This window comes from Enterobacter sp. PI-10 (genome assembly GCF_027947695.1).
Taxonomy (GTDB): Bacteria; Pseudomonadota; Gammaproteobacteria; order Enterobacterales; family Enterobacteriaceae; genus Enterobacter; species Enterobacter vonholyi.
Map to the genome: position 1 here is coordinate 52,539 of NZ_JAJNOG010000007.1, position 19,227 is coordinate 71,765.

Annotated in this window: 20 protein-coding genes; 10 read left to right on the top strand and 10 right to left on the bottom strand. The window is 56.3% G+C overall.

Going from position 1 to position 19,227, the window contains the following annotated elements:
- Positions 1-83: 83 nt before the first annotated feature.
- Entirely contained in the window at positions 84-743 is a 660-nt protein-coding gene (locus LRM19_RS15375; protein WP_024909871.1) for a fumarylacetoacetate hydrolase family protein, read from the bottom strand.
- Between the two features lie 47 nt (positions 744-790).
- Complete coding sequence (locus LRM19_RS15380) at positions 791-1,066, bottom strand: YcgL domain-containing protein (RefSeq protein ID WP_029742143.1); 276 nt, start codon at positions 1,064-1,066, stop codon at positions 791-793.
- A 123-nt stretch (positions 1,067-1,189) separates the two neighbouring features.
- On the opposite strand from LRM19_RS15380, the gene minC reads away from it, so the two are divergent.
- From minC to minE, 3 genes are read left to right on the top strand one after another with little or no spacing between them, the layout of a single operon-like run.
- A complete protein-coding gene (gene minC, locus LRM19_RS15385) occupies positions 1,190-1,897 on the top strand; it encodes a septum site-determining protein MinC (protein WP_248174908.1) in 708 nt (235 codons plus the stop codon).
- A gap of 23 nt (positions 1,898-1,920) precedes the next feature.
- Positions 1,921-2,733, top strand: a complete 813-nt coding sequence (gene minD / locus LRM19_RS15390; protein WP_023312187.1) for a septum site-determining protein MinD — start codon at positions 1,921-1,923, stop codon at positions 2,731-2,733.
- A 3-nt stretch (positions 2,734-2,736) separates the two neighbouring features.
- Complete coding sequence (gene minE, locus LRM19_RS15395; RefSeq protein ID WP_008500504.1) at positions 2,737-3,006, top strand: cell division topological specificity factor MinE; 270 nt, start codon at positions 2,737-2,739, stop codon at positions 3,004-3,006.
- Positions 3,007-3,080: 74 nt separating this feature from the next.
- Here the strand turns inward: minE and rnd are convergent, their stop codons facing one another.
- The 5 genes from rnd to LRM19_RS15420 form a co-directional block, all read right to left on the bottom strand.
- Entirely contained in the window at positions 3,081-4,208 is a 1,128-nt protein-coding gene (gene rnd / locus LRM19_RS15400) for a ribonuclease D (protein WP_127732801.1), read from the bottom strand.
- Between the two features lie 71 nt (positions 4,209-4,279).
- Entirely contained in the window at positions 4,280-5,965 is a 1,686-nt protein-coding gene (gene fadD, locus LRM19_RS15405; protein ID WP_072253790.1) for a long-chain-fatty-acid--CoA ligase FadD, read from the bottom strand.
- A gap of 202 nt (positions 5,966-6,167) precedes the next feature.
- Positions 6,168-6,749 (bottom strand): Slp family lipoprotein, encoded by a 582-nt coding sequence (locus LRM19_RS15410; protein ID WP_111964786.1) that lies wholly within the window; start codon positions 6,747-6,749, stop codon positions 6,168-6,170.
- A 37-nt stretch (positions 6,750-6,786) separates the two neighbouring features.
- Positions 6,787-7,482: a tRNA (adenosine(37)-N6)-threonylcarbamoyltransferase complex dimerization subunit type 1 TsaB gene (tsaB, locus tag LRM19_RS15415; RefSeq protein ID WP_271369286.1), complete on the bottom strand. Its 696-nt coding sequence runs from the start codon at positions 7,480-7,482 to the stop codon at positions 6,787-6,789.
- A 66-nt stretch (positions 7,483-7,548) separates the two neighbouring features.
- Positions 7,549-9,459, bottom strand: a complete 1,911-nt coding sequence (locus LRM19_RS15420) for an ATP-dependent DNA helicase (RefSeq protein WP_023293935.1) — start codon at positions 9,457-9,459, stop codon at positions 7,549-7,551.
- A 133-nt stretch (positions 9,460-9,592) separates the two neighbouring features.
- Here LRM19_RS15420 and LRM19_RS15425 point away from each other — a divergent pair, with 133 nt between their 5' ends.
- Positions 9,593-9,937, top strand: coding sequence for a RidA family protein (locus LRM19_RS15425; RefSeq protein WP_008500498.1), 345 nt, complete (start codon positions 9,593-9,595; stop codon positions 9,935-9,937).
- A 6-nt stretch (positions 9,938-9,943) separates the two neighbouring features.
- Here the strand turns inward: LRM19_RS15425 and LRM19_RS15430 are convergent, their stop codons facing one another.
- The gene (locus LRM19_RS15430) at positions 9,944-10,126 is read right to left on the bottom strand and encodes a YoaH family protein (RefSeq protein WP_008500497.1); all 183 of its coding nucleotides are present in this window, start codon (positions 10,124-10,126) and stop codon (positions 9,944-9,946) included.
- Between the two features lie 61 nt (positions 10,127-10,187).
- On the opposite strand from LRM19_RS15430, the gene pabB reads away from it, so the two are divergent.
- The 4 genes from pabB (at position 10,188) to LRM19_RS15450 (ending at position 15,376) form a co-directional block, all read left to right on the top strand.
- Positions 10,188-11,513 (top strand): aminodeoxychorismate synthase component 1, encoded by a 1,326-nt coding sequence (pabB, locus tag LRM19_RS15435; protein WP_271369462.1) that lies wholly within the window; start codon positions 10,188-10,190, stop codon positions 11,511-11,513.
- Positions 11,514-11,519: 6 nt separating this feature from the next.
- Complete coding sequence (locus tag LRM19_RS15440; RefSeq protein ID WP_111964789.1) at positions 11,520-12,098, top strand: CoA pyrophosphatase; 579 nt, start codon at positions 11,520-11,522, stop codon at positions 12,096-12,098.
- A gap of 184 nt (positions 12,099-12,282) precedes the next feature.
- Entirely contained in the window at positions 12,283-13,647 is a 1,365-nt protein-coding gene (gene sdaA, locus LRM19_RS15445) for an L-serine ammonia-lyase (RefSeq protein WP_023312197.1), read from the top strand.
- 130 nt (positions 13,648-13,777) lie between these two features.
- The gene (locus LRM19_RS15450; RefSeq protein ID WP_271369287.1) at positions 13,778-15,376 is read left to right on the top strand and encodes a cyclic diguanylate phosphodiesterase; all 1,599 of its coding nucleotides are present in this window, start codon (positions 13,778-13,780) and stop codon (positions 15,374-15,376) included.
- A 6-nt stretch (positions 15,377-15,382) separates the two neighbouring features.
- Here the strand turns inward: LRM19_RS15450 and yoaE are convergent, their stop codons facing one another.
- Together yoaE and LRM19_RS21230 are read right to left on the bottom strand one after the other, a co-directional pair.
- Entirely contained in the window at positions 15,383-16,942 is a 1,560-nt protein-coding gene (gene yoaE / locus LRM19_RS15455) for a CNNM family cation transport protein YoaE (RefSeq protein WP_111964792.1), read from the bottom strand.
- Positions 16,930-17,139, bottom strand: a complete 210-nt coding sequence (locus tag LRM19_RS21230) for a protein YoaL (protein WP_072015543.1) — start codon at positions 17,137-17,139, stop codon at positions 16,930-16,932. The genes yoaE and LRM19_RS21230 overlap by 13 nt, the downstream gene beginning before the upstream one ends.
- A gap of 266 nt (positions 17,140-17,405) precedes the next feature.
- Between LRM19_RS21230 and manX the strand changes: the two genes are divergently transcribed.
- Complete coding sequence (manX, locus tag LRM19_RS15460) at positions 17,406-18,371, top strand: PTS mannose transporter subunit IIAB (protein WP_271369288.1); 966 nt, start codon at positions 17,406-17,408, stop codon at positions 18,369-18,371.
- Positions 18,372-18,418: 47 nt separating this feature from the next.
- Complete coding sequence (gene manY, locus LRM19_RS15465; protein ID WP_008500490.1) at positions 18,419-19,219, top strand: PTS mannose transporter subunit IIC; 801 nt, start codon at positions 18,419-18,421, stop codon at positions 19,217-19,219.
- Positions 19,220-19,227 lie beyond the last annotated feature (8 nt).

The window sequence follows — 19,227 nt, forward strand, 5'->3', positions numbered from 1 at the left end:
ACACGTCAAAAGAAAGCGCACCTTATAACGAGTCTGGCACGTTGTTGCAAGTTTTGCCGCCCTCTTCAGGCGGCAAGAGGAGATTACAGCACGCGGGTTTTCAGCGACAGACCGTTAAAACCGACCTCCAGCTCGTCACCGCTCACGAGCGGACCAACGCCTTCCGGCGTGCCGGTCAGGATCACATCACCCGGTTTCAGGGTAAAGAAGCGGCTCATGTAGGCGATCAGCGGCACAATCTTATGGATCATGTCTGCCGTGGTGCCCTGCTGGCGGATCTCGCCGTTAACCTTCAGGCTGAGCGGCGTATCCTGCGGATCGCCGGTAAATTCGCTCACCGGCACAAACGCCGAGATCGGGCAGGAATTATCAAACCCTTTGGCTTTTTCCCACGGCTGCCCTGCTTTCTTCATTTTGCCCTGCACGTCACGCAGGGTCAGATCCAGCGCCACGCCGTATCCGGCAATCGCTTTCTGAACATGTTCTTCTGAGGCCTGGCGAAGCGTTGCACCAATCAGCACGGCAAGTTCCACTTCGTGATGCACCGAGCCGAGCCCCTGCGGCAGCGCCAGCGGCTGGCGGATATCGCAAAGCGCCGTTTCAGGCTTAATAAACAGAACCGGCTCTTCTGGCGTCGCGCTGCCCATCTCCTGAATATGTTTTGCATAGTTGCTGCCTACGCAAACCACTTTGCTGACGGGATAATCCAGTAATGCGCCTTGCCAGTTATGATGTTGATACATGGTCGACCCCTAAACGGTTGATGTGTTGTGCGCAAAAACAGTTGAGGCTATTTTTTACCGTTCGCCTCAAGATGCTGTTTTAATAAATTCTCGGGTGGCGGTGGAAGCTGTAAATAATAGCCCTGCTCGGCTAAGGCCGTTTTCACTTTATCCAGATCGGCATTAATCAGTTTCTTACGACCATCAAGCGGCAGCAGCATAGCCAGCTGTGGTCGGCCAAAGTTCTTCATTAATTCTTCAGGCACGCGTGAAAAATCGTCTTTCTTTTCGACATAAAGATAGGTCTGGTCACGGCTTGTACTTCTGTAGATCACACAAAACATGTTTTTACTCTGAATTAATGGGTGGTTGCTTGCCTCAATATACTCCTGACTATAACATGCCTGATACTCTTCGGAATATCGCAGCGAGTGGTTGCGGTTAATAGCAAATTGAGTAAGGCCAGGATGTCAAACACGCCCATCGAGCTTAAAGGCAGTAGCTTCACCTTATCAGTGGTACATTTGCATGATGCAAAACCCGAGGTTATTCGTCAGGCGTTAGAAGACAAAATCGCCCAGGCTCCCGCCTTTCTGAAGCACGCCCCTGTTGTTATCAACGTCAGCGATCTTGAGGCGCCGGTTAACTGGAAACTTCTCCAGCAGGCCGTCTCCTCCACCGGACTGCGTATCGTGGGCATCAGCGGCTGCAAAGATTCTGAGCTGAAAGCGGAAATTGAGCGTGCGGGGCTGCCCCTTCTGAATGAGGGCAAAGAAAAAGCCTCGCGTGCGGCCCCCGTTGCCGTCGAAACGCCCCCTCCTGCGGTGCAAAACGTTACTACCGTCACAAAAACGCGAATGATTGATGTGCCGGTTCGTTCCGGTCAGCGCATTTATGCACCAAACTGTGATCTGATTGTTACAAGCCACGTCAGTGCTGGCGCTGAGCTGATTGCAGATGGCAATATTCACGTATACGGTATGATGCGTGGACGTGCGCTCGCAGGTGCAAGTGGCGATCGAGATGCGCAAATATTTTGTACTCACCTGACGGCGGAACTGGTGTCCATCGCAGGTGAATATTGGCTGAGCGACAAGATCCCAGCCGAATTTTATGGCAAAGCGGCTCGCCTGCTTCTGGCAGACGACGCGTTGACCGTTCAACCGTTGAATTGATCCCTTTTTAACAAGGAATTTCTATGGCACGCATTATTGTTGTTACTTCGGGTAAAGGAGGCGTTGGCAAGACCACCTCCAGCGCGGCCATCGCTACTGGTTTGGCCCAGAAGGGAAAGAAAACCATCGTTATCGACTTCGATATCGGTCTGCGTAACCTCGACCTCATCATGGGATGTGAGCGTCGCGTCGTGTATGACTTTGTGAACGTCATTCAGGGCGATGCCACGCTGAACCAGGCGATGATTAAAGACAAGCGCACCGAGAACCTCTACATTCTCCCGGCATCTCAGACGCGTGACAAAGACGCCCTGACCCGTGAAGGGGTGGAAAAGGTGCTCGACGATCTGAAAAAAATGGATTTCGACTTCATCGTCTGCGACTCCCCTGCCGGCATCGAAACCGGTGCCCTGATGGCACTGTACTTCGCTGATGAAGCGATCATCACCACCAACCCTGAAGTTTCATCCGTGCGTGACTCAGACCGCATTCTGGGGATCCTCGCCTCTAAATCCCGTCGTGCGGAAAATGGCGAAGACCCGATTAAAGAACACCTGCTGCTCACCCGCTACAATCCGGGCCGCGTGAACAAAGGTGACATGCTGAGCATGGAAGACGTGCTTGAGATCCTGCGCATTAAGCTGGTCGGCGTTATCCCGGAAGATCAGTCCGTGTTACGCGCCTCTAACCAGGGCGAGCCAGTGATCCTTGATACAATGGCAGATGCAGGTAAAGCTTACGCCGATACCGTTGACCGTCTGCTGGGAGAAGAACGTCCTTTCCGCTTCATTGAAGAAGAGAAGAAAGGTTTCCTCAAACGCCTGTTCGGAGGATAAGTTATGGCATTACTGGACTTTTTTCTCTCGCGGAAAAAGAACACCGCCAACATCGCAAAAGAACGTCTGCAAATTATCGTTGCGGAGCGTCGTCGTAGCGACGCCGAGCCTCACTACCTGCCGCAGCTGCGCAAGGACATCCTGGAAGTGATCTGTAAGTACGTGCAGATTGACCCGGAGATGGTGACGGTGCAGCTGGAACAAAAAGACGGGGATATTTCGATTCTGGAGCTGAACGTGACGCTCCCGGAAGCGGAAGAGTCGCGTCCGTAGGTTTGTGATTTCATAGCCCCGGTAAGCGCAGCGCCACCGGGGGAATATGCCGGGTTTATCACCCGGCATATTTTTTATCGCGGATAGCCTTCCAGCAGCGTATTCAGGCGATCGGCCATCAATTCCCCGCGCCATCCCGCCATCATTTCCGGCACGCCATTCTGCGGCTTCAGCTTCCAGTGCCAGTTCAGCAGCTGGTTAATCTGACGACGTGAGGCGAGCAGTTCCGCGCTCAGTTTGCTTTCGGTTGCAACTGCCTGCACCAGCGCTTTGATGTCCTTGAAAGCCTTGCGATAGCCCGGCATGTCCATCAGGTTCAGCAGCGGTTCCGGCAGCGCATCTTCCGGCAGCTCCTGCGCTTTTGCGACCAGCGCCAGCAGGGTTTTACCGTGGAAACGGATCTCGCTGCCCGAAAGCCCAATGCTGTCAAGCTCGCCGAGGCTGCCCGGCATATAGCGCGCCACCGCCCAGAGATGCTCTTCACGGACGACGAAGTTAACGGCCAGGTCGCGCTCCCGCGCTTTACGCAAGCGCCAGTCTGCCAGCAGCTGCAGGCATGCCAGCTGACGCGTGCGCAGCTGCCAGGCGTTGCTGATGTCGCGCCATGCCTCTTTCGGATCCACCACTTCCTGACGGCGCTGCTGGGTCATTCGGCACTCGTCCAGCGCAGCAGCGAGCCATCCGGAGGCTTCCGCCTCTTTCATCAGCTGTCCGGCGATCGGCAGCAGGTAAAACACGTCTGCCGCCGCATATTCCAGCTGGCGTGCGGTTAGCGGACGCGCCAGCCAGTCGGTGCGGGATTCACTCTTATCCAGCGTCAGGCCCGTATATTCCTCCACCATGGCGGCAAAACCCCACGACAGTGGACGACCGCTGAACGCCGCGAGGATCTGCGTATCAATCAGCGGCTGAGGCATGATGCCAAAGGTGTTCAGAAAGACTTCCAGATCTTCACTGCCCGCGTGCAGGTATTTCGTCACGGCGGTATCGAGCAGAAGGTCACGCATCGGCGTCCAGTCGGTAATGCCGAGAGGGTCGATCAGCGACACGTGTTTACCGTCGTACATCTGAATCAAACCCAGCTGCGGATAATAGGTTCGGGTACGGACAAACTCGGTATCCAGGGCAATGGCAGGAAAGTCGCGCGTCACTTCGCACAGCGAAGCCAGCTCGTCGTTGGTCGTGATCATCTGGTAATTCAAATCGGATTCTCTTTTGTTTGCGCCCATAAAAAACGCCGGCTTAACCGGCGTCTGGACGATTAACGTGAAGCTCAGGCCTTATTGTCTACTTTGGCACGGGCTTCGTCACGTAATTCTCGTCGTAATATCTTCCCGACGTTGGATTTCGGCAGCTCGTCGCGGAATTCCACCAGCTTCGGCACTTTATAGCCCGTCAGCTGACGACGACAAAACGTTATCAGCGCTTCCTCGGTGAGAGAAGGATCTTTCTTGACCACAAATATCTTCACCGCTTCACCGCTGCTGCCGGAAGGCACGCCGACCGCTGCCACTTCGAGTACGCCGCTGTGCTGCATAACCACGTCTTCGATCTCATTCGGATAGACGTTGAAGCCGGAGACCAGAATCATATCTTTCTTGCGATCGACAATACGCAGGAAGCCTTCCTCATCCATCACCGCGATGTCACCGGTATGCAGCCAGCCGTCTTTGATGATTTCGTCGGTCGCGTCGGGACGCTGCCAGTAGCCCAGCATCACCTGCGGACCTTTGACGCACAGCTCACCCGGCTCACCCGGCGCAACTTCATTATCGTTATCGTCGACCAGTTTCGCTTCAGTGGAAGGAACGGGCAGACCAATGCTTCCGCTGTGATAGTCGATATCATGCGGGTTAACGCTGACCAGCGGCGCGCATTCCGTCAGGCCATAGCCCTCCAGCAGATACTGACCGGTGAGCTTCACCCAGCGCTCGGCAACCGCCTGCTGGACCGGCATGCCGCCGCCCGCAGAGAGGTGCAGCGTGGAAAAATCCAGCTGCTGGAACTCTTTGTTATTAAGCAGCGCGTTGAACAGAGTATTTACCCCGGTCATGGCGGTGAACGGGTATTTCGCCAGCTCTTTCACCAGCCCTGGAATATCGCGCGGGTTGGTGATCAGCACGTTTTGACCGCCCAGCTCAATAAACAGCAGGCAGTTCATGGTCAGTGCGAAAATGTGGTACAGCGGCAGCGCCGTAATGACCAGCTCTTTGCCGGGATGCAGCAGCGGCCCGTAGGTTGCGTTGACCTGCTCAAGGTTCGCCAGCATGTTGCGGTGGGTCAACATAGCGCCTTTCGCCACGCCGGTGGTGCCACCGGTATACTGCAGGAAGGCGAGATCTTCTGAGACCACTTCCGGCTTGACGTACTGCATCCGATAGCCCGCATGCAGCGCGCGGCGGAAGGAGATAGCGTCCGGCAGATGGTATTTTGGCACCAGACGCTTGACGTATTTGACGACAAAGTTAACCAGCGTGCCTTTGGCGGTAGAGAGCTGGTCCCCCATGCGCGTCAGGATGACGTGTTTCACCTGGGTTTTGTCGACCACTTTTTCCAGCGTATGGGCAAAGTTAGACACAATGACAATCGCGACCGCGCCGCTGTCGTTAAGCTGATGCTCAAGCTCACGCGGGGTGTACAGCGGGTTGACGTTAACGACAATCATCCCGGCACGCAGGATACCGAACAGCGCCACCGGGTATTGCAGCAGGTTCGGCATCATCAGCGCGACGCGATCCCCTTTTTGCAGCCCCAGCCCTTCCTGCAGGTACGCCGCAAACGCCCGGCTGCGCTCCTCCAGCTTACGGAACGTCATCACCTCGCCCATATTCACGAATGCGGGCTGGTCCGCGTAGCGCCTTACCGAATGCTCAAATAATTCCACCAGGGATTGATAACGGTCAGGATTGATCTCAGCAGGAACATCTGCGGGATAACGGTTAAGCCAAACCTTCTTCAATGCATCACCTCTGAAATGAGTGTTCGTCGTCATCACAACCCCGATAATAAACAGTTTGTTAACATTATATTAACTCAGCGTACCAGTTTATTAATTGTTCAGATTTAAGGTTGCGAAGCGCGTCACTCTTTTTTTTCGTTTTATCCGTAAAAAACAGAGACAGCGGCTGAGCCGCTGTCTCTTTTGTAACAATAACAGTAAGTTACTCAGTAACGATCGTCTGTACCTGTGCAGGTCCCGGGTTATACCAGCCCCAGCCCGGGTAGCCGTAACGATAAGGATGCGGACCCCACATCCACGGATCGATCGGCTGAGGCGGCATGATCACCTGCTGTGCTAACCGCCAGCGCTTATATCCGTTGACCTGCATGGTCATAAATTTATACGGCGTGCTGCCGATTTTGCCCTGTACGGCGCCGGTAATCGGCCCGACAACGGTCACCAGCTGTCCGCGAAAATCGACCGGATCGAGGAAACCACTCACGTCCGCGTAGATACGCCCGCGAGAGGCCTCGCCCAGTACAGGCCGCGCGCCGCTGTCCAGCGGAACGGTTGCGATCTCCAGGCGGGTTTTCCCCTGCTGGTTTTGTACGTCTATCACCTTACCGCCAAAGCGCGCTTCCTGGCCGACGTACAGCTCAGGGGCATTCATCACCCGAACCAGATCCTGCTGTGGCGTCGGGCTGGTGCCCTTAATCGCATCAGGAACGGAAACGCATCCGCTCAGTGCTATGGCAACTGCGCCTGCCATAATAAGGCGTACTACTTTAGTCTGGACCGCCATGATGCGACTCCTTTTTCTCAGTTCCTGTTACTGAGATTCACTCGCGGCCCGGAAGTTTCTTCCACGCAACGGTGTTTCGCAAATAAACCGGCTCCGCGTGTTCAACGGCCACGGTTTTGCCTGCTGCGAGCAGCTGGCTGGCAATCGGAAGCATATCTTCCGCAGCCGGCAGAAGCATGTTGCCGTCCACCAGCGTCAACCCGGTGTCGTTCGCCATCTCAGGCCACGCTGGCCAGCCGGTGCCGACGGTTGCCCACTCGCCTGACAGCTGCTTCAGTCGTTCAGTGATCGCTTCCGGCTTAAGCACGGCTTCCGTCTCTTCACCGTGCCACACGCCCTGCTCGTCGCGGGTGTATTCGGCCCAGTAAACTTCGCCCATGCGGGCATCAATCGCGGCCAGCACGCGCGTTGCCCCGGTCATGCGCCATGCTCCCTGCGCCATGGTGGCGAGGGTAGAGACGCCGATCATCGGCAGTTCGGCGCCCAGCGCCAGCCCCTGCGCAATGCCAATCCCGATACGTACGCCCGTAAAGCTTCCGGGGCCACGGCCAAAGGCCAGCGCGTCGAGGTCGGTTAAGGAGGTGTTGCCCTGGGTTAAAATGGCTTTTACCAGGGGCAGAATGCGTTGGGTGTGTTCCCGGGGGCACTCTTCGAAATGGGCAGAAACAGCACCGTCGTTCAACAGAGCGACAGAGCAAGCCTCTGTCGCGGTATCAATAGCCAGAATTCGCATCAGTCGTCGCGCTCTCGCAAGGGTCAGTCACAAAATGGCGCGCATCTTAGCATACTCCGGGGTAAATTACTCCGCCGTTGGATTTGCCAGGAAACGCACCGCGCGTTTTATGTCCCGCGTCCGCGGCGCGGGCGGCAGGCTTGCAAGGAAGGTTGCCCCGTAAGGACGCATCACCAGCCGGTTATCGCAGATGACCAGCACGCCCCGATCGGTGACGTCACGGATTAGGCGCCCTACCCCTTGCTTAAGGGTAATGACCGCATCCGGGAGCTGAACCTCGTCAAACGGATCGCCGCCGCGCAGGCGGCAGTCTTCCATCCTCGCCTTGAGCAGCGGATCGTCCGGGGAGGTAAACGGAAGCTTATCAATGATCACCAGCGAGAGCGTATCGCCGCGCACGTCCACCCCTTCCCAGAAGCTGCTGGTGGCTACCAGCAGGGCATTTCCGGCGCTGACAAACTGCTGGAGCAGCTGGCCTTTGCTGGTTTCGCCCTGCAGCAGCACCGGCAGCGTCATGGTGGCTCGGAACTGCTCGGCGAGGTCGCGCATCATAGCGTGAGAGGTGCAGAGCATAAAACAGCGGCCGTTGTTGGCCTCGATCATCGGTTTTAACATCGCGGCCAGATGGCGCGCCGCACCCGGCTGGTTCGGCAGCGGCAGATTACGGGGAACACAGAGCAGCGCCTGCTTTTCGTAATCGAACGGGCTGGGCAGGAGCAAGGATTCCGCCTGCTCAATGCCGAGACGCTCGGTGAAGTGATGCAGATCGTCATTCACCGACAGGGTTGCCGAGGTGAAGATCCAGCTTCCCGGCTTTTGCGCCATCACCTCTTTAAATTTATCCGCCACCGTCAGCGGCGTGAGCGCCAGCGTGAAATGCCGCGAAGTGCATTCATACCAGTAGCTGTACCCCGGCTGATTGATCTCTTTAAGCCGTTTGAGCCGCCCGCGATACAGCGTGGCGCGCTCGAAGGCCGCGTCCAGCAGGGCGGAACGTCCAAGCGACAGTTTCGCCACGTCGTAGCAGAGTTCAAGGGCATCATCGAGCAGCAGCAGCGCGCGCTGGATGTTTTTGTCCGCCAGCAGCTCGCGCAGGTTGCCGCGATAGCCCGGCTCGCCGAGCTGTAAACGGAAATCCTGCGCGCTCTGCGCCAGGCGGTCGGCGCACTTCTGCAGCTGCTGGGTATCTTTGAGTTCGGTCCGGTAGGCAATGGTGAAATCTTTCGCCAGATCCTGCAGCTGGCGGCTGGAGAGCGACTGGCCGAAATACTGGCTGGCGATATCCGGCAGCTGGTGGGCTTCGTCGAAGATCATCACGTCCGCCTCCGGAATCAGCTCACCAAAGCCGCTGTCCTTTACCACCATATCCGCGAGGAACAGATGGTGGTTCACCACCACCACATCCGCATCCATCGCCGTTTTGCGCGCTTTCACTACAAAGCAGTCTTTATACAGCGGACAGTCGCTGCCGAGGCAGTTGTCGTTAGTGCTGGTCACCAGCGGCCAGGCAGGTGAGTCTTCCGGCACGCTCGCGCAGGTGCTGATATCGCCCTCTTCCGTCTGGTTCGCCCAGGCGCGAAGAATAATGACGTCGCTTAGGGTTTGCACCGGCAGGTCGCCGCCCGCCAGCGCCTGCTGCTCAAGGCGTTCCAGGCAGAGATAGTTGGATCGCCCCTTCAGCAGGGCCAGACGGCCTTTGTATTTCAGCGCCTTGGCCACCGTGGGCAAATCGCGGCTGTAGAGCTGATCCTGCAGCGCCTTCGATCCGGTGGAAATGATCACCTTCTTTTTCGCCCGCAGCGCCGGAGCAAGGTAAGCATACGTTTTACCCGTGCCGGTTCCGGCTTCGACCACCAGCGGCTGAGCCTTATCGATGGCGCGTGCAACGGCGTGCGCCATCTGGCGCTGAGGTTCACGGGGTTTGAAGCCGGGAATAGCCTGCGCTAATTGACCTTCAGGGGAAAAATCGTCTGCCACGGTGCTCTCTCACTGTATTTTTGCACAGGGATTATGTCAGCCCATCCTCTCCTGTGCCACCCCAAATAGTGACGACACGAGAACAATATGGCAGTCTTGCCGCCTGACGACGAAAAATAACGAGGAAACGTTTATGACAATTGTGCGCATTGATGCCGAAGCCCGCTGGTCTGATGTGGTTATCCATAACCAGACGCTCTACTACACCGGCGTACCGGCTAACCTGGATGCGGATGCGTTCGAGCAAACGGCTAACACTCTGGCGCAGATTGATGCGGTGCTGGAAAAACAGGGCAGCGACAAATCCCGCATTCTGGATGCGACGATTTTCCTGGCAAACAAAGATGATTTCGCGGCAATGAATAAAGCCTGGGATGCGTGGGTTGTGGCGGGTCACGCGCCTGTACGCTGCACCGTACAGGCCACGCTGATGAAGCCGGAATACAAGGTAGAGATTAAGATTATCGCGGCGGTTTAAGCCCGATTACTCTTCATCTTCATCCTCGAAACGCGCCACGATCCGCTCGCCGGTATGCGTGGCGCGCAGTTCTTCCGCCACCTGGGAAATCGCCTGTCCGCTGCTCATCCCCTGGGACATCAGTTCCTGAATTCGCTCAACCGCTTTCTGCTGCTGTTCATGGCTCAGAGAAGGTAAACCTGCAAACATCGTCAACTCCTGCTAAATTATTCGCGCTAATTATTTCACGCTGCCCGGTAGTATGCCACACATGAACATGCGCTTCCCCACTGTTATTACCCTGCCCTGGCGAACAGACGCCGCTGAATACTGGTTTGCCCGCCTGAGCCATCTTCCGTTTGCGATGCTGCTGCACTCCGGTCATGCGGACCACCCCTACAGCCGCTTCGACATTCTGGTGGCCGATCCGCTAAAGACGCTGACAACCGATGACCTGTCCTTAACTGGCGATCCGCTGGCGCAGCTTCAGCAAGCCATTAACGCGCTGGGCTTATCAGCCGCGCCGAACCCGGACTTCCCTTTTCAGGGAGGCGCGCTGGGCCTGTTTGGCTACGATCTGAGTCGCCGTTTCGAAGCGCTGCCCGAGCATGCGCAGGCTGATATTCCCCTGCCCGACATGGCCGTGGGGCTGTACGACTGGGCGTTAATTGTCGATCACCTGAAAAAAACGGTTTCCCTGCTGAGCCATCGTGACGTGCAGGCGCGTCTGGCGTGGCTTGAATCGCAGCAGCCTGCACCGGCACAGACGTTCACATTGACCTCCGGCTGGCGCTCAAATATGAGTGCAGCGGAGTATGCCGAAAAATTCGCTCGCGTTCAGGCGTACCTGCATAGCGGCGACTGCTATCAGGTTAACCTCGCCCAGCGTTTCCAGGCGACGTATCAGGGGGACGAGTGGCAGGCTTTTTCCCGTCTTAACGCCAGCAATAAGGCGCCGTTTAGCGCGTTTGTGCGTCTGGAACAGGGTGCAATACTCAGTCTTTCACCCGAGCGATTTATTCATCTGGCCGAGGGCACGATTCAAACCCGTCCTATTAAAGGCACCTTGCCGCGTCTTGCCGATCCCGACGCCGATCGCCAGCAGGCGGAAAAACTTGCCGCCTCGCCGAAAGACCGCGCCGAGAACCTGATGATTGTGGATCTGATGCGTAACGACATCGGCCGCGTCGCCGAACCGGGCAGCGTGCGCGTGCCGGAACTGTTTGTCGTCGAGCCTTTCCCGGCAGTCCATCATCTGGTCAGCACCATAACCGCGCGTCTGCCCGCCTCTCGCGCCGCCTGCGATCTGCTCCGCGCCGCGTTTCCGGGTGGCTCCATCACCGGCGCGCCCAAAATTCGCGCCATGGAAATCATCGACGAACTGGAACCGCACCGCCGCAACGCCTGGTGCGGCAGCATCGGCTATATCAGCCTGTGCGGCACCATGGATACCAGCATCACCATTCGCACGCTGACCGCCTGCAGCGGAAATCTCTACTGTTCGGCCGGGGGCGGTATTGTTGCCGACAGCCAGGTCGACGCGGAATATCAGGAAACCTTTGATAAAGTTAACCGTATCCTGAAACAACTGGAGTAATCACGGGTGGAAAAAGAGAACCTGACGCTGGATGATTTTTTATCTCGATTTCAGCTACTAAGACCGCAGGTCAACCGCGAGGCGCTGAATCAGCGTCAGGCGGCCGTGCTGATCCCGGTCGTGCGTCGCGCGCAGCCGGGCCTGCTGCTCACCCAGCGTTCTCCCCATTTACGCAAGCACGCGGGTCAGGTCGCCTTTCCGGGTGGCGCAGTAGACAGCTCCGACGCCTCGCTGATTGCCGCCGCGCTGCGTGAAGCGCAGGAAGAAGTTGCCATTCCGCCTGAGACGGTGGAGGTCATTGGCGTGCTGCCGCCCGTAGATAGCGTCACCGGTTTTCAGGTCACGCCGGTGGTAGGTATTATCCCGCCGGACCTGCAGTATCACGCCAGCGTCGATGAAGTCTCTGCAGTGTTTGAAATGCCGCTTGAAGAGGCGCTCCGGCTAAGCCGTTATCATCCGCTGGATATTCATCGACGAGGGCATGACCATCGGGTCTGGTTGTCCTGGTATCAGCATTATTTTGTCTGGGGCATGACGGCGGGCATTATTCGTGAACTGGCGTTGCAAATCGGCCTGAAGCCTTGACTATACTTTACATTCCATCCTTTTTCGCAGGTTTGCGATCCGCGTCGCGCTATTAGCAAAACCCATCGTCAACCATTAGTTTAATTCATGTGAATAGTTAAGCCGAGGTCGGTGTTCCCTCTTACACTATGCGCAGTTATAACATCGTTACTGGAACCCCGGTAACCCTGTCAGGAGTGTGAAAGTGATTAGTATATTCGACATGTTCAAAGTGGGAATTGGCCCTTCGTCTTCCCATACTGTTGGCCCGATGAAGGCCGGTAAACAGTTCGTCGATGATCTGGTCGAAAAAGGATTACTGGAAAGCGTTACCCGTGTCGCCGTGGATGTTTACGGCTCGCTGTCATTAACGGGTAAAGGCCACCACACCGATATCGCCATTATTATGGGTCTGGCAGGCAATATGCCGGATACCGTTGATATTGATGCCATCCCGGCATTCATCCGCGACGTGGAAACACGCGGCCGCCTGCTGCTGGCAAACGGCCAGCAGGAAGTCGATTTCCCGCAGGATGACGGCATGCGTTTCCGTAGCGACAACCTGCCGCTGCATGAAAACGGCATGACCATTCACGCTTACAGCGGTGAAAAAGAGATTTACAGCAAAACGTACTACTCCATCGGCGGTGGCTTCATCGTGGATGAAGAGCATTTTGGCAAAGATAGCGTCGGCGACGTCAGCGTACCGTACCCGTTCAAATCGGCTACCGAGATGCTGGGGTACTGCAAAGAGACCGGTCTTTCACTGTCCGGCATGGTGATGCAGAACGAACTGGCCCTGCACAGCAAGAAAGAGATTGAAGACTATTTTGCCAACGTCTGGCAAACCATGCGCGCCTGTATCGATCGCGGGATGAACACCGAAGGCGTTCTGCCGGGTCCACTGCGCGTGCCGCGTCGTGCCTCCGCCCTGCGCCGTATGCTGGTGACCACGGACAAGTTTTCCAACGACCCGATGAACGTGGTCGACTGGGTAAACATGTTTGCCCTGGCGGTTAACGAAGAAAACGCCGCCGGTGGACGCGTCGTGACGGCGCCAACTAACGGCGCGTGCGGTATCGTTCCGGCAGTGCTGGCGTATTACGATCACTTTATTGAGCCCGTGACGCCTGATATCTACATCCGCTATTTCCTGGCGGCAGGTGCCATCGGTGCGCTGTACAAAATGAATGCCTCCATCTCCGGCGCTGAAGTAGGCTGTCAGGGTGAAGTCGGCGTGGCCTGCTCCATGGCGGCGGCGGGTCTGGCAGAGCTGCTGGGCGCAAGCCCTGAGCAGGTCTGCGTGGCGGCTGAAATCGGTATGGAGCATAACCTCGGTCTGACCTGCGATCCGGTCGCGGGCCAGGTGCAGGTGCCGTGCATCGAGCGTAACGCAATTGCTTCCGTGAAAGCCATCAACGCCTCACGTATGGCGATGCGCCGTACAAGCGAACCTCGCGTATCGCTGGATAAGGTGATTGAAACCATGTACGAAACCGGTAAAGACATGAACGCGAAATACCGCGAGACGTCCCGTGGTGGCCTGGCCATTAAGGTGCAGTGCGACTAATACTGCCTTTCGCCCATCTGCAACGGATGGGCGAATTTCCCTCTTCTTCCTCGTCTCCTTCAGCTTTCCCCACTACACTTTCACTGTTGCGTCCGGCTTTTGTGGCTGGTGGCTTATCAGGCGACCGTTCATGCAAACTGCACAAACGATCATTAAAAACTATCGCCGAAAACGCGTTATCGTCTGTGTGACGGTTGCGCTCCTCACGCTCATCCTGACGTTAGGCATTCGCTTTATTTCGCAGCGCAATGTTAACCAACAGCGGATCCTCGATTTTACCAGCCACACCGTTCGCGCCCTTGATAACGTCCTGCTTTCTTTAGAGAACCGCCGCAGCGTGCTGCAGCCCCTGGTGGGGCAGCCCTGCCCGCAGGCGCACCTCGCGCTGCGAAAGCAGGCAGCCATTTTGCAGACGGTACGCTCCATCGCCCTGATTAAAGACGGTATTCTGTACTGCTCGAGTATTTTCGGCAGCCGCAATGTGCCTGTGCGCGACTTCCTGAAAGAACTCCCCGCCAGCACGACGAAGCTGATTTTATCCGCCGACCAGTGGCTGCTTAAGGGAAGCCCGATATTGATCCAGTGGTATCCCGTCTCTCAGGACGGTGAAGCAGGCATCATCGAGATCATTAATATCGATCTGATCGCCAAAATGATTCTGGAGCCCCAGCGCCCGCTCATCAATGACGTGGCGCTGACCGTAGGCGATCGCTTTCTGCGCTATGGACAACGCGTCAGCGACAGCCTGACGTTTGATGAGGAAGGCTCGCTTTTCCAGCAATCATCAACCCGAAATCCTTTCACCATTACGGTCAGCGGGCCAGGCCCTGGAGAGTTAGCCTTAAAAAGCCTGCCAGCCCAGCTGCCTCTCGGGCTTATGCTGAGCCTGCTGCTGGGCTATCTCGCCTGGCTGGCAACGGCAAACCGGATGAGCTTCACGTGGGAGATCGATATGGGGATTGCGGGCCGGGAATTTGAGCTTTTCTGCCAGCCGCTGGTGAATGCCCGTACCCAGGCGTGCACTGGCGTGGAGATCCTGCTGCGCTGGAATAATCCGCGTCAGGGATGGATCTCTCCGGAAGTGTTTATTCCTCTGGCAGAAGAACATAACCTGATTGTCCCCCTGACCCGCTATGTGATCGCCGAAACGGTGCGCCAGATAGGCTACTTTCCCGCCAGCGCCGGTTTTCACATCGGCCTTAACGTCGCCGCCAGCCATTTCCGTGACGCGGTGTTGATACAGGACCTGAACCGCCTCTGGTTCAGCGCCCGTCCGCGCCAGCAGCTGGTGATTGAGCTAACGGAACGGGATGCGCTGCTGGATGCGGATTATCGCATCGTGCGCGAACTGCATCGCAAAGGGGTGAAGCTCGCTATCGACGATTTTGGCACCGGTAACAGCTCTCTCTCCTGGCTTGAAAAGCTGCATCCTGACGTGCTGAAAATTGACCAGTCCTTCACCACAGCCATTGGTACAGACGCCGTGAATTCAACGGTGACGGATATGATTATTGCGCTGGGCCAGCGGCTGAATATTGAACTGGTTGCTGAAGGGGTCGAGACAGAGGAGCAGGCGCGCTATTTGCGTCGCCATGGCGTGCCTGTTCTGCAGGGCTTTTTCTATGCGCGGCCTATGCCGCTACGGGATTTTCCTAAGTGGCTGGCGGGAAGCGCGTCCCCGCCAGCGCATCATAACGGGCACATCGTGCCCTTAATGCCGCTGCGCTAAGCCGGCTTACTCATCTTCGTCGTGGGCAGATTGTTCTTTAACAATGCGCACCATATCAACGCGATAGTCGTTGGCTTCAACGATCGTAATGTGCAGCGGCGAAAGCTCGATCACATCTCCGACGCGAGGGATTTGCCCGTTAACCGCGATAACCAGACCGGCAACGGTCGCGATGTCTTCTTCATCGTTGATGACGTTTTCCAGCCCCAGCGTATGCGAGAGCGCGTGCAGGTCGGTGGTACCTTTAACCAGCCAGCCTTCACCGTCGGCAACGATCTCTGGCGTTTCGTCTTCATCCGGGAATTCACCGGCAATCGCTTCCAGCACGTCCAGCGGCGTGACCAGCCCCTGCACCACGCCAAACTCGTTGGTAACGATAACAAAGCTACCGCGAGCGCGGCGCAGCACCCCGAGAAGGTTGATCGGATCCAGCGTTTCCGGTACGACAATCGCAGGCGATGCGGCAGCAACGGCTTCCACGTTGACGCCCTCTTCCAGGGCCACCAGCATCTCTTTCGCCCGCACCACGCCGATGATCTCATCCAGCTCGCCGCGACAAACCGGGAACAGGCTGTGCGGTGAAGAGAGCAGCTGCTGGCGAATTTCATCCACGCTCAGGTTAGCATCGACCCAGCTGATTTCACCGCGCGGCGTCATGATGCCGCGCAGCGAACGGGAGGCCAGAGAGAGCACGCCGTTAATCATGTAGCGTTCCTGTTCCACAAACGCCCCTTCAGGCACCGGAACCGGGTTGTGGTTTTCGGAATCAGACTGAACGTTCACCTGACGGCGACCGCCCATCAGGCGCAGAATGGCATCTGCGGTACGGGCGCGCAGCGGCTGATTCGACTGCTGCTTAATAAAGTTACGACGCGCAATCTGGTTGAACAGCTCGATCAGGATCGAGAAGCCAATCGCGGCGTACAGGTAGCCTTTTGGAATATGGAAGCCAAAACCTTCCGCCACCAGGCTCAGGCCGATCATCAGCAGGAAGCTCAGACACAGCACGACCACCGTCGGATGCTGGTTCACGAAGCGCGTCAGAGGCTTTGAGGCCAGCAGCATGACCGCCATTGCAATAACGACAGCCGCCATCATTACCGGCAGATGGTTCACCATGCCGACCGCCGTGATCACCGCATCCAGCGAGAAGACGGCATCAAGCACCACAATCTGCAGCACCACCACCCAGAAGCTGGCATAGCCTTTACCGTGCCCATCATCGTGCTGACGGTTTTCCAGCCGCTCGTGTAGCTCCGTCGTCGCTTTGAAAAGCAGGAATATCCCCCCGATCAGCATGATTAAATCACGCCCTGAGAAGGTGTAATCCATGACGGAGAACAGCGGTTTGGTCAACGTGACCATCCAGGAGATGACGGAGAGCAGCCCCAGTCGCATGACCAGCGCCAGCGAGAGACCAATCAGACGCGCTTTATCACGCTGTTTTGGCGGCAGTTTGTCCGCAAGGATGGCGATAAACACCAGGTTATCAATGCCGAGAACAATCTCGAGCACTACCAGCGTGAGCAATCCCACCCAGATTGACGGGTCCATTAAGAATTCCATGACAAGCTCCTGCTAAAGGAATGACGAAACGGTGCCCCACTCAACGTGGGCAAAACAGAGGTAGACAGAGTCGATACGTGGCGAGGATCGCCGGTGAATAAGGCGCGAAATGGCCTGGCAGATGACTGACGTCGGTGACGGTCCATATAGTGGGCTGTAGCCCTATACTCCTGAACAATTAAACGGAGGCTAAACATATCAGAGACAATGTGTTTTTAGCAAAGATTTACGTTCCTTTGCAAAGTTCTGTAACACAGCGGCTTTACTCTACGGATAAATCTCTAACGCGAGGCTAAATTACGGATCTTCATCACATAAATTATTTTTTCACTATCTAAAATAATTCGCGGAAGTCTTAGTTTTTTTGAACTCTAACCCTTATCTGAATCGATTCGGTTCGCCAATACGATTCTCAGTACGGCTGCCTGGCAGGCGTATTAATGATAATAAAAGGAGGTAGCAAGTGACCATTGCTATTGTCATAGGCACACATGGTTGGGCTGCTGAGCAGCTACTCAAAACGGCAGAGATGCTGTTGGGCGAGCAGGAAAACGTCGGCTGGATCGATTTCGTTCCCGGTGAAAACGCCGAGACGCTGATAGAGAAATACAACGCTCAACTCGCGAAGCTGGATACCAGCAAAGGCGTGCTGTTTCTCGTTGATACATGGGGCGGCAGCCCGTTCAATGCCGCCAGCCGCATTGTCGTCGATAAAGAGCATTATGAAGTCGTCGCCGGGGTTAACATCCCCATGCTGGTGGAAACCCTCATGGCGCGAGACGACAATCCGTCCTTCGATGAGCTGGTTGCGCTGGCCGTTGAAACCGGTCGCGAAGGGGTAAAAGCCCTGAAAGCACAGCCGGTTGAAAAACCTGCCCCTGCGCCTGCTGCGACACCAAAAGCAGCTGCACCGGCAAAACCAATGGGCCCGAACGATTACATGGTGATCGGCCTTGCGCGTATTGATGACCGCTTAATCCACGGTCAGGTTGCCACGCGCTGGACCAAAGAGACCAATGTTCGACGCATCATCGTGGTCAGCGACGAAGTGGCCGCTGATACCGTACGTAAAACCCTTCTGACTCAGGTTGCTCCTCCTGGCGTTACCGCGCACGTCGTGGATGTCGCCAAGATGATTCGCGTTTACAACAACCCGAAATACGCGGGCGAACGCGTGATGCTCCTGTTCACTAACCCGACAGACGTTGAGCGCATTGTTGAAGGCGGCGTGAAAATCACCTCCGTTAACATTGGTGGTATGGCATTCCGTCAGGGCAAAACGCAGGTCAACAACGCCATTTCAGTCGATGCGAAAGATATCGAAGCATTCAACAAGCTGAATGCGCGCGGTATTGAGCTGGAAGCCCGTAAGGTTTCCACGGACCAGAAACTGAAAATGATGGATTTGATCGGCAAAGTTGGGAAATAAGCCCGCGCCGGTTTTTCACATAATGCTTATGTAATAGGAGAAGTACAATGGAGATTACCACTCTTCAGATTGTGCTGGTGTTCGTGGTCGCATGTATTGCGGGTATGGAATCCGTACTTGATGAATTTCAGTTCCACCGTCCTCTGGTGGCCTGTACGCTGATTGGGGCCGTTCTGGGTGACATGAAAACCGGTATCATCATCGGTGGTACCCTGGAAATGATCGCCCTGGGCTGGATGAACATCGGTGCGGCGGTTGCGCCCGATGCCGCGCTGGCCTCTATCATTTCTACCGTTCTGGTTATTGCCGGTCACCAGAGTATCGGTGCAGGTATCGCCCTGGCGATCCCGCTGGCAGCCGCAGGCCAGGTGCTGACTATCATCGTTCGTACTATCACCGTTGCCTTCCAGCACGCGGCGGATAAGGCGGCCGAAAACGGCAACCTCACGGCACTGTCGTGGATCCACGTTTCATCCCTGTTCCTGCAGGCGATGCGTATCGCGATCCCGGCGGTTATAGTGGCGATCTCTGTCGGTACCAGCGAAGTGCAGAGCATGCTAAACGCCATTCCTGAAGTGGTCACCGGCGGTCTGAATATCGCGGGCGGTATGATCGTGGTCGTCGGTTATGCGATGGTCATCAACATGATGCGCGCAGGCTACCTGATGCCGTTCTTCTACCTCGGCTTCGTGACCGCTGCCTTCACCAACTTCAACCTGGTTGCACTGGGTGTTATTGGTGCGGTAATGGCGATTCTCTACATCCAGCTCAGCCCGAAATATAACCGCGTCGCGGGTGCCCCAGCGCAGGCTGCTGGTAACAACGATCTCGATAACGAACTGGACTAACAGGTGAG

What these genes read in the sequence shown, in the direction of transcription:
- LRM19_RS15425 (WP_008500498.1), top strand. Translation starts at nt 9,593, where the DNA reads ATGACAATTGTGCGCATTGATGCCGAAGCCCGCTGGTCTGATGTGGTT.
- tsaB (WP_271369286.1), bottom strand. Translation starts at nt 7,482, where the DNA reads ATGCGAATTCTGGCTATTGATACCGCGACAGAGGCTTGCTCTGTCGCT.
- yoaE (WP_111964792.1), bottom strand. Translation starts at nt 16,942, where the DNA reads ATGGAATTCTTAATGGACCCGTCAATCTGGGTGGGATTGCTCACGCTG.
- LRM19_RS15410 (WP_111964786.1), bottom strand. Translation starts at nt 6,749, where the DNA reads ATGGCGGTCCAGACTAAAGTAGTACGCCTTATTATGGCAGGCGCAGTT.
- manY (WP_008500490.1), top strand. Translation starts at nt 18,419, where the DNA reads ATGGAGATTACCACTCTTCAGATTGTGCTGGTGTTCGTGGTCGCATGT.
- LRM19_RS15430 (WP_008500497.1), bottom strand. Translation starts at nt 10,126, where the DNA reads ATGTTTGCAGGTTTACCTTCTCTGAGCCATGAACAGCAGCAGAAAGCG.
- LRM19_RS15375 (WP_024909871.1), bottom strand. Translation starts at nt 743, where the DNA reads ATGTATCAACATCATAACTGGCAAGGCGCATTACTGGATTATCCCGTC.
- pabB (WP_271369462.1), top strand. Translation starts at nt 10,188, where the DNA reads ATGAACATGCGCTTCCCCACTGTTATTACCCTGCCCTGGCGAACAGAC.
- LRM19_RS15450 (WP_271369287.1), top strand. Translation starts at nt 13,778, where the DNA reads ATGCAAACTGCACAAACGATCATTAAAAACTATCGCCGAAAACGCGTT.
- minD (WP_023312187.1), top strand. Translation starts at nt 1,921, where the DNA reads ATGGCACGCATTATTGTTGTTACTTCGGGTAAAGGAGGCGTTGGCAAG.
- LRM19_RS15380 (WP_029742143.1), bottom strand. Translation starts at nt 1,066, where the DNA reads ATGTTTTGTGTGATCTACAGAAGTACAAGCCGTGACCAGACCTATCTT.
- minE (WP_008500504.1), top strand. Translation starts at nt 2,737, where the DNA reads ATGGCATTACTGGACTTTTTTCTCTCGCGGAAAAAGAACACCGCCAAC.
- LRM19_RS21230 (WP_072015543.1), bottom strand. Translation starts at nt 17,139, where the DNA reads ATGTTTAGCCTCCGTTTAATTGTTCAGGAGTATAGGGCTACAGCCCAC.
- minC (WP_248174908.1), top strand. Translation starts at nt 1,190, where the DNA reads ATGTCAAACACGCCCATCGAGCTTAAAGGCAGTAGCTTCACCTTATCA.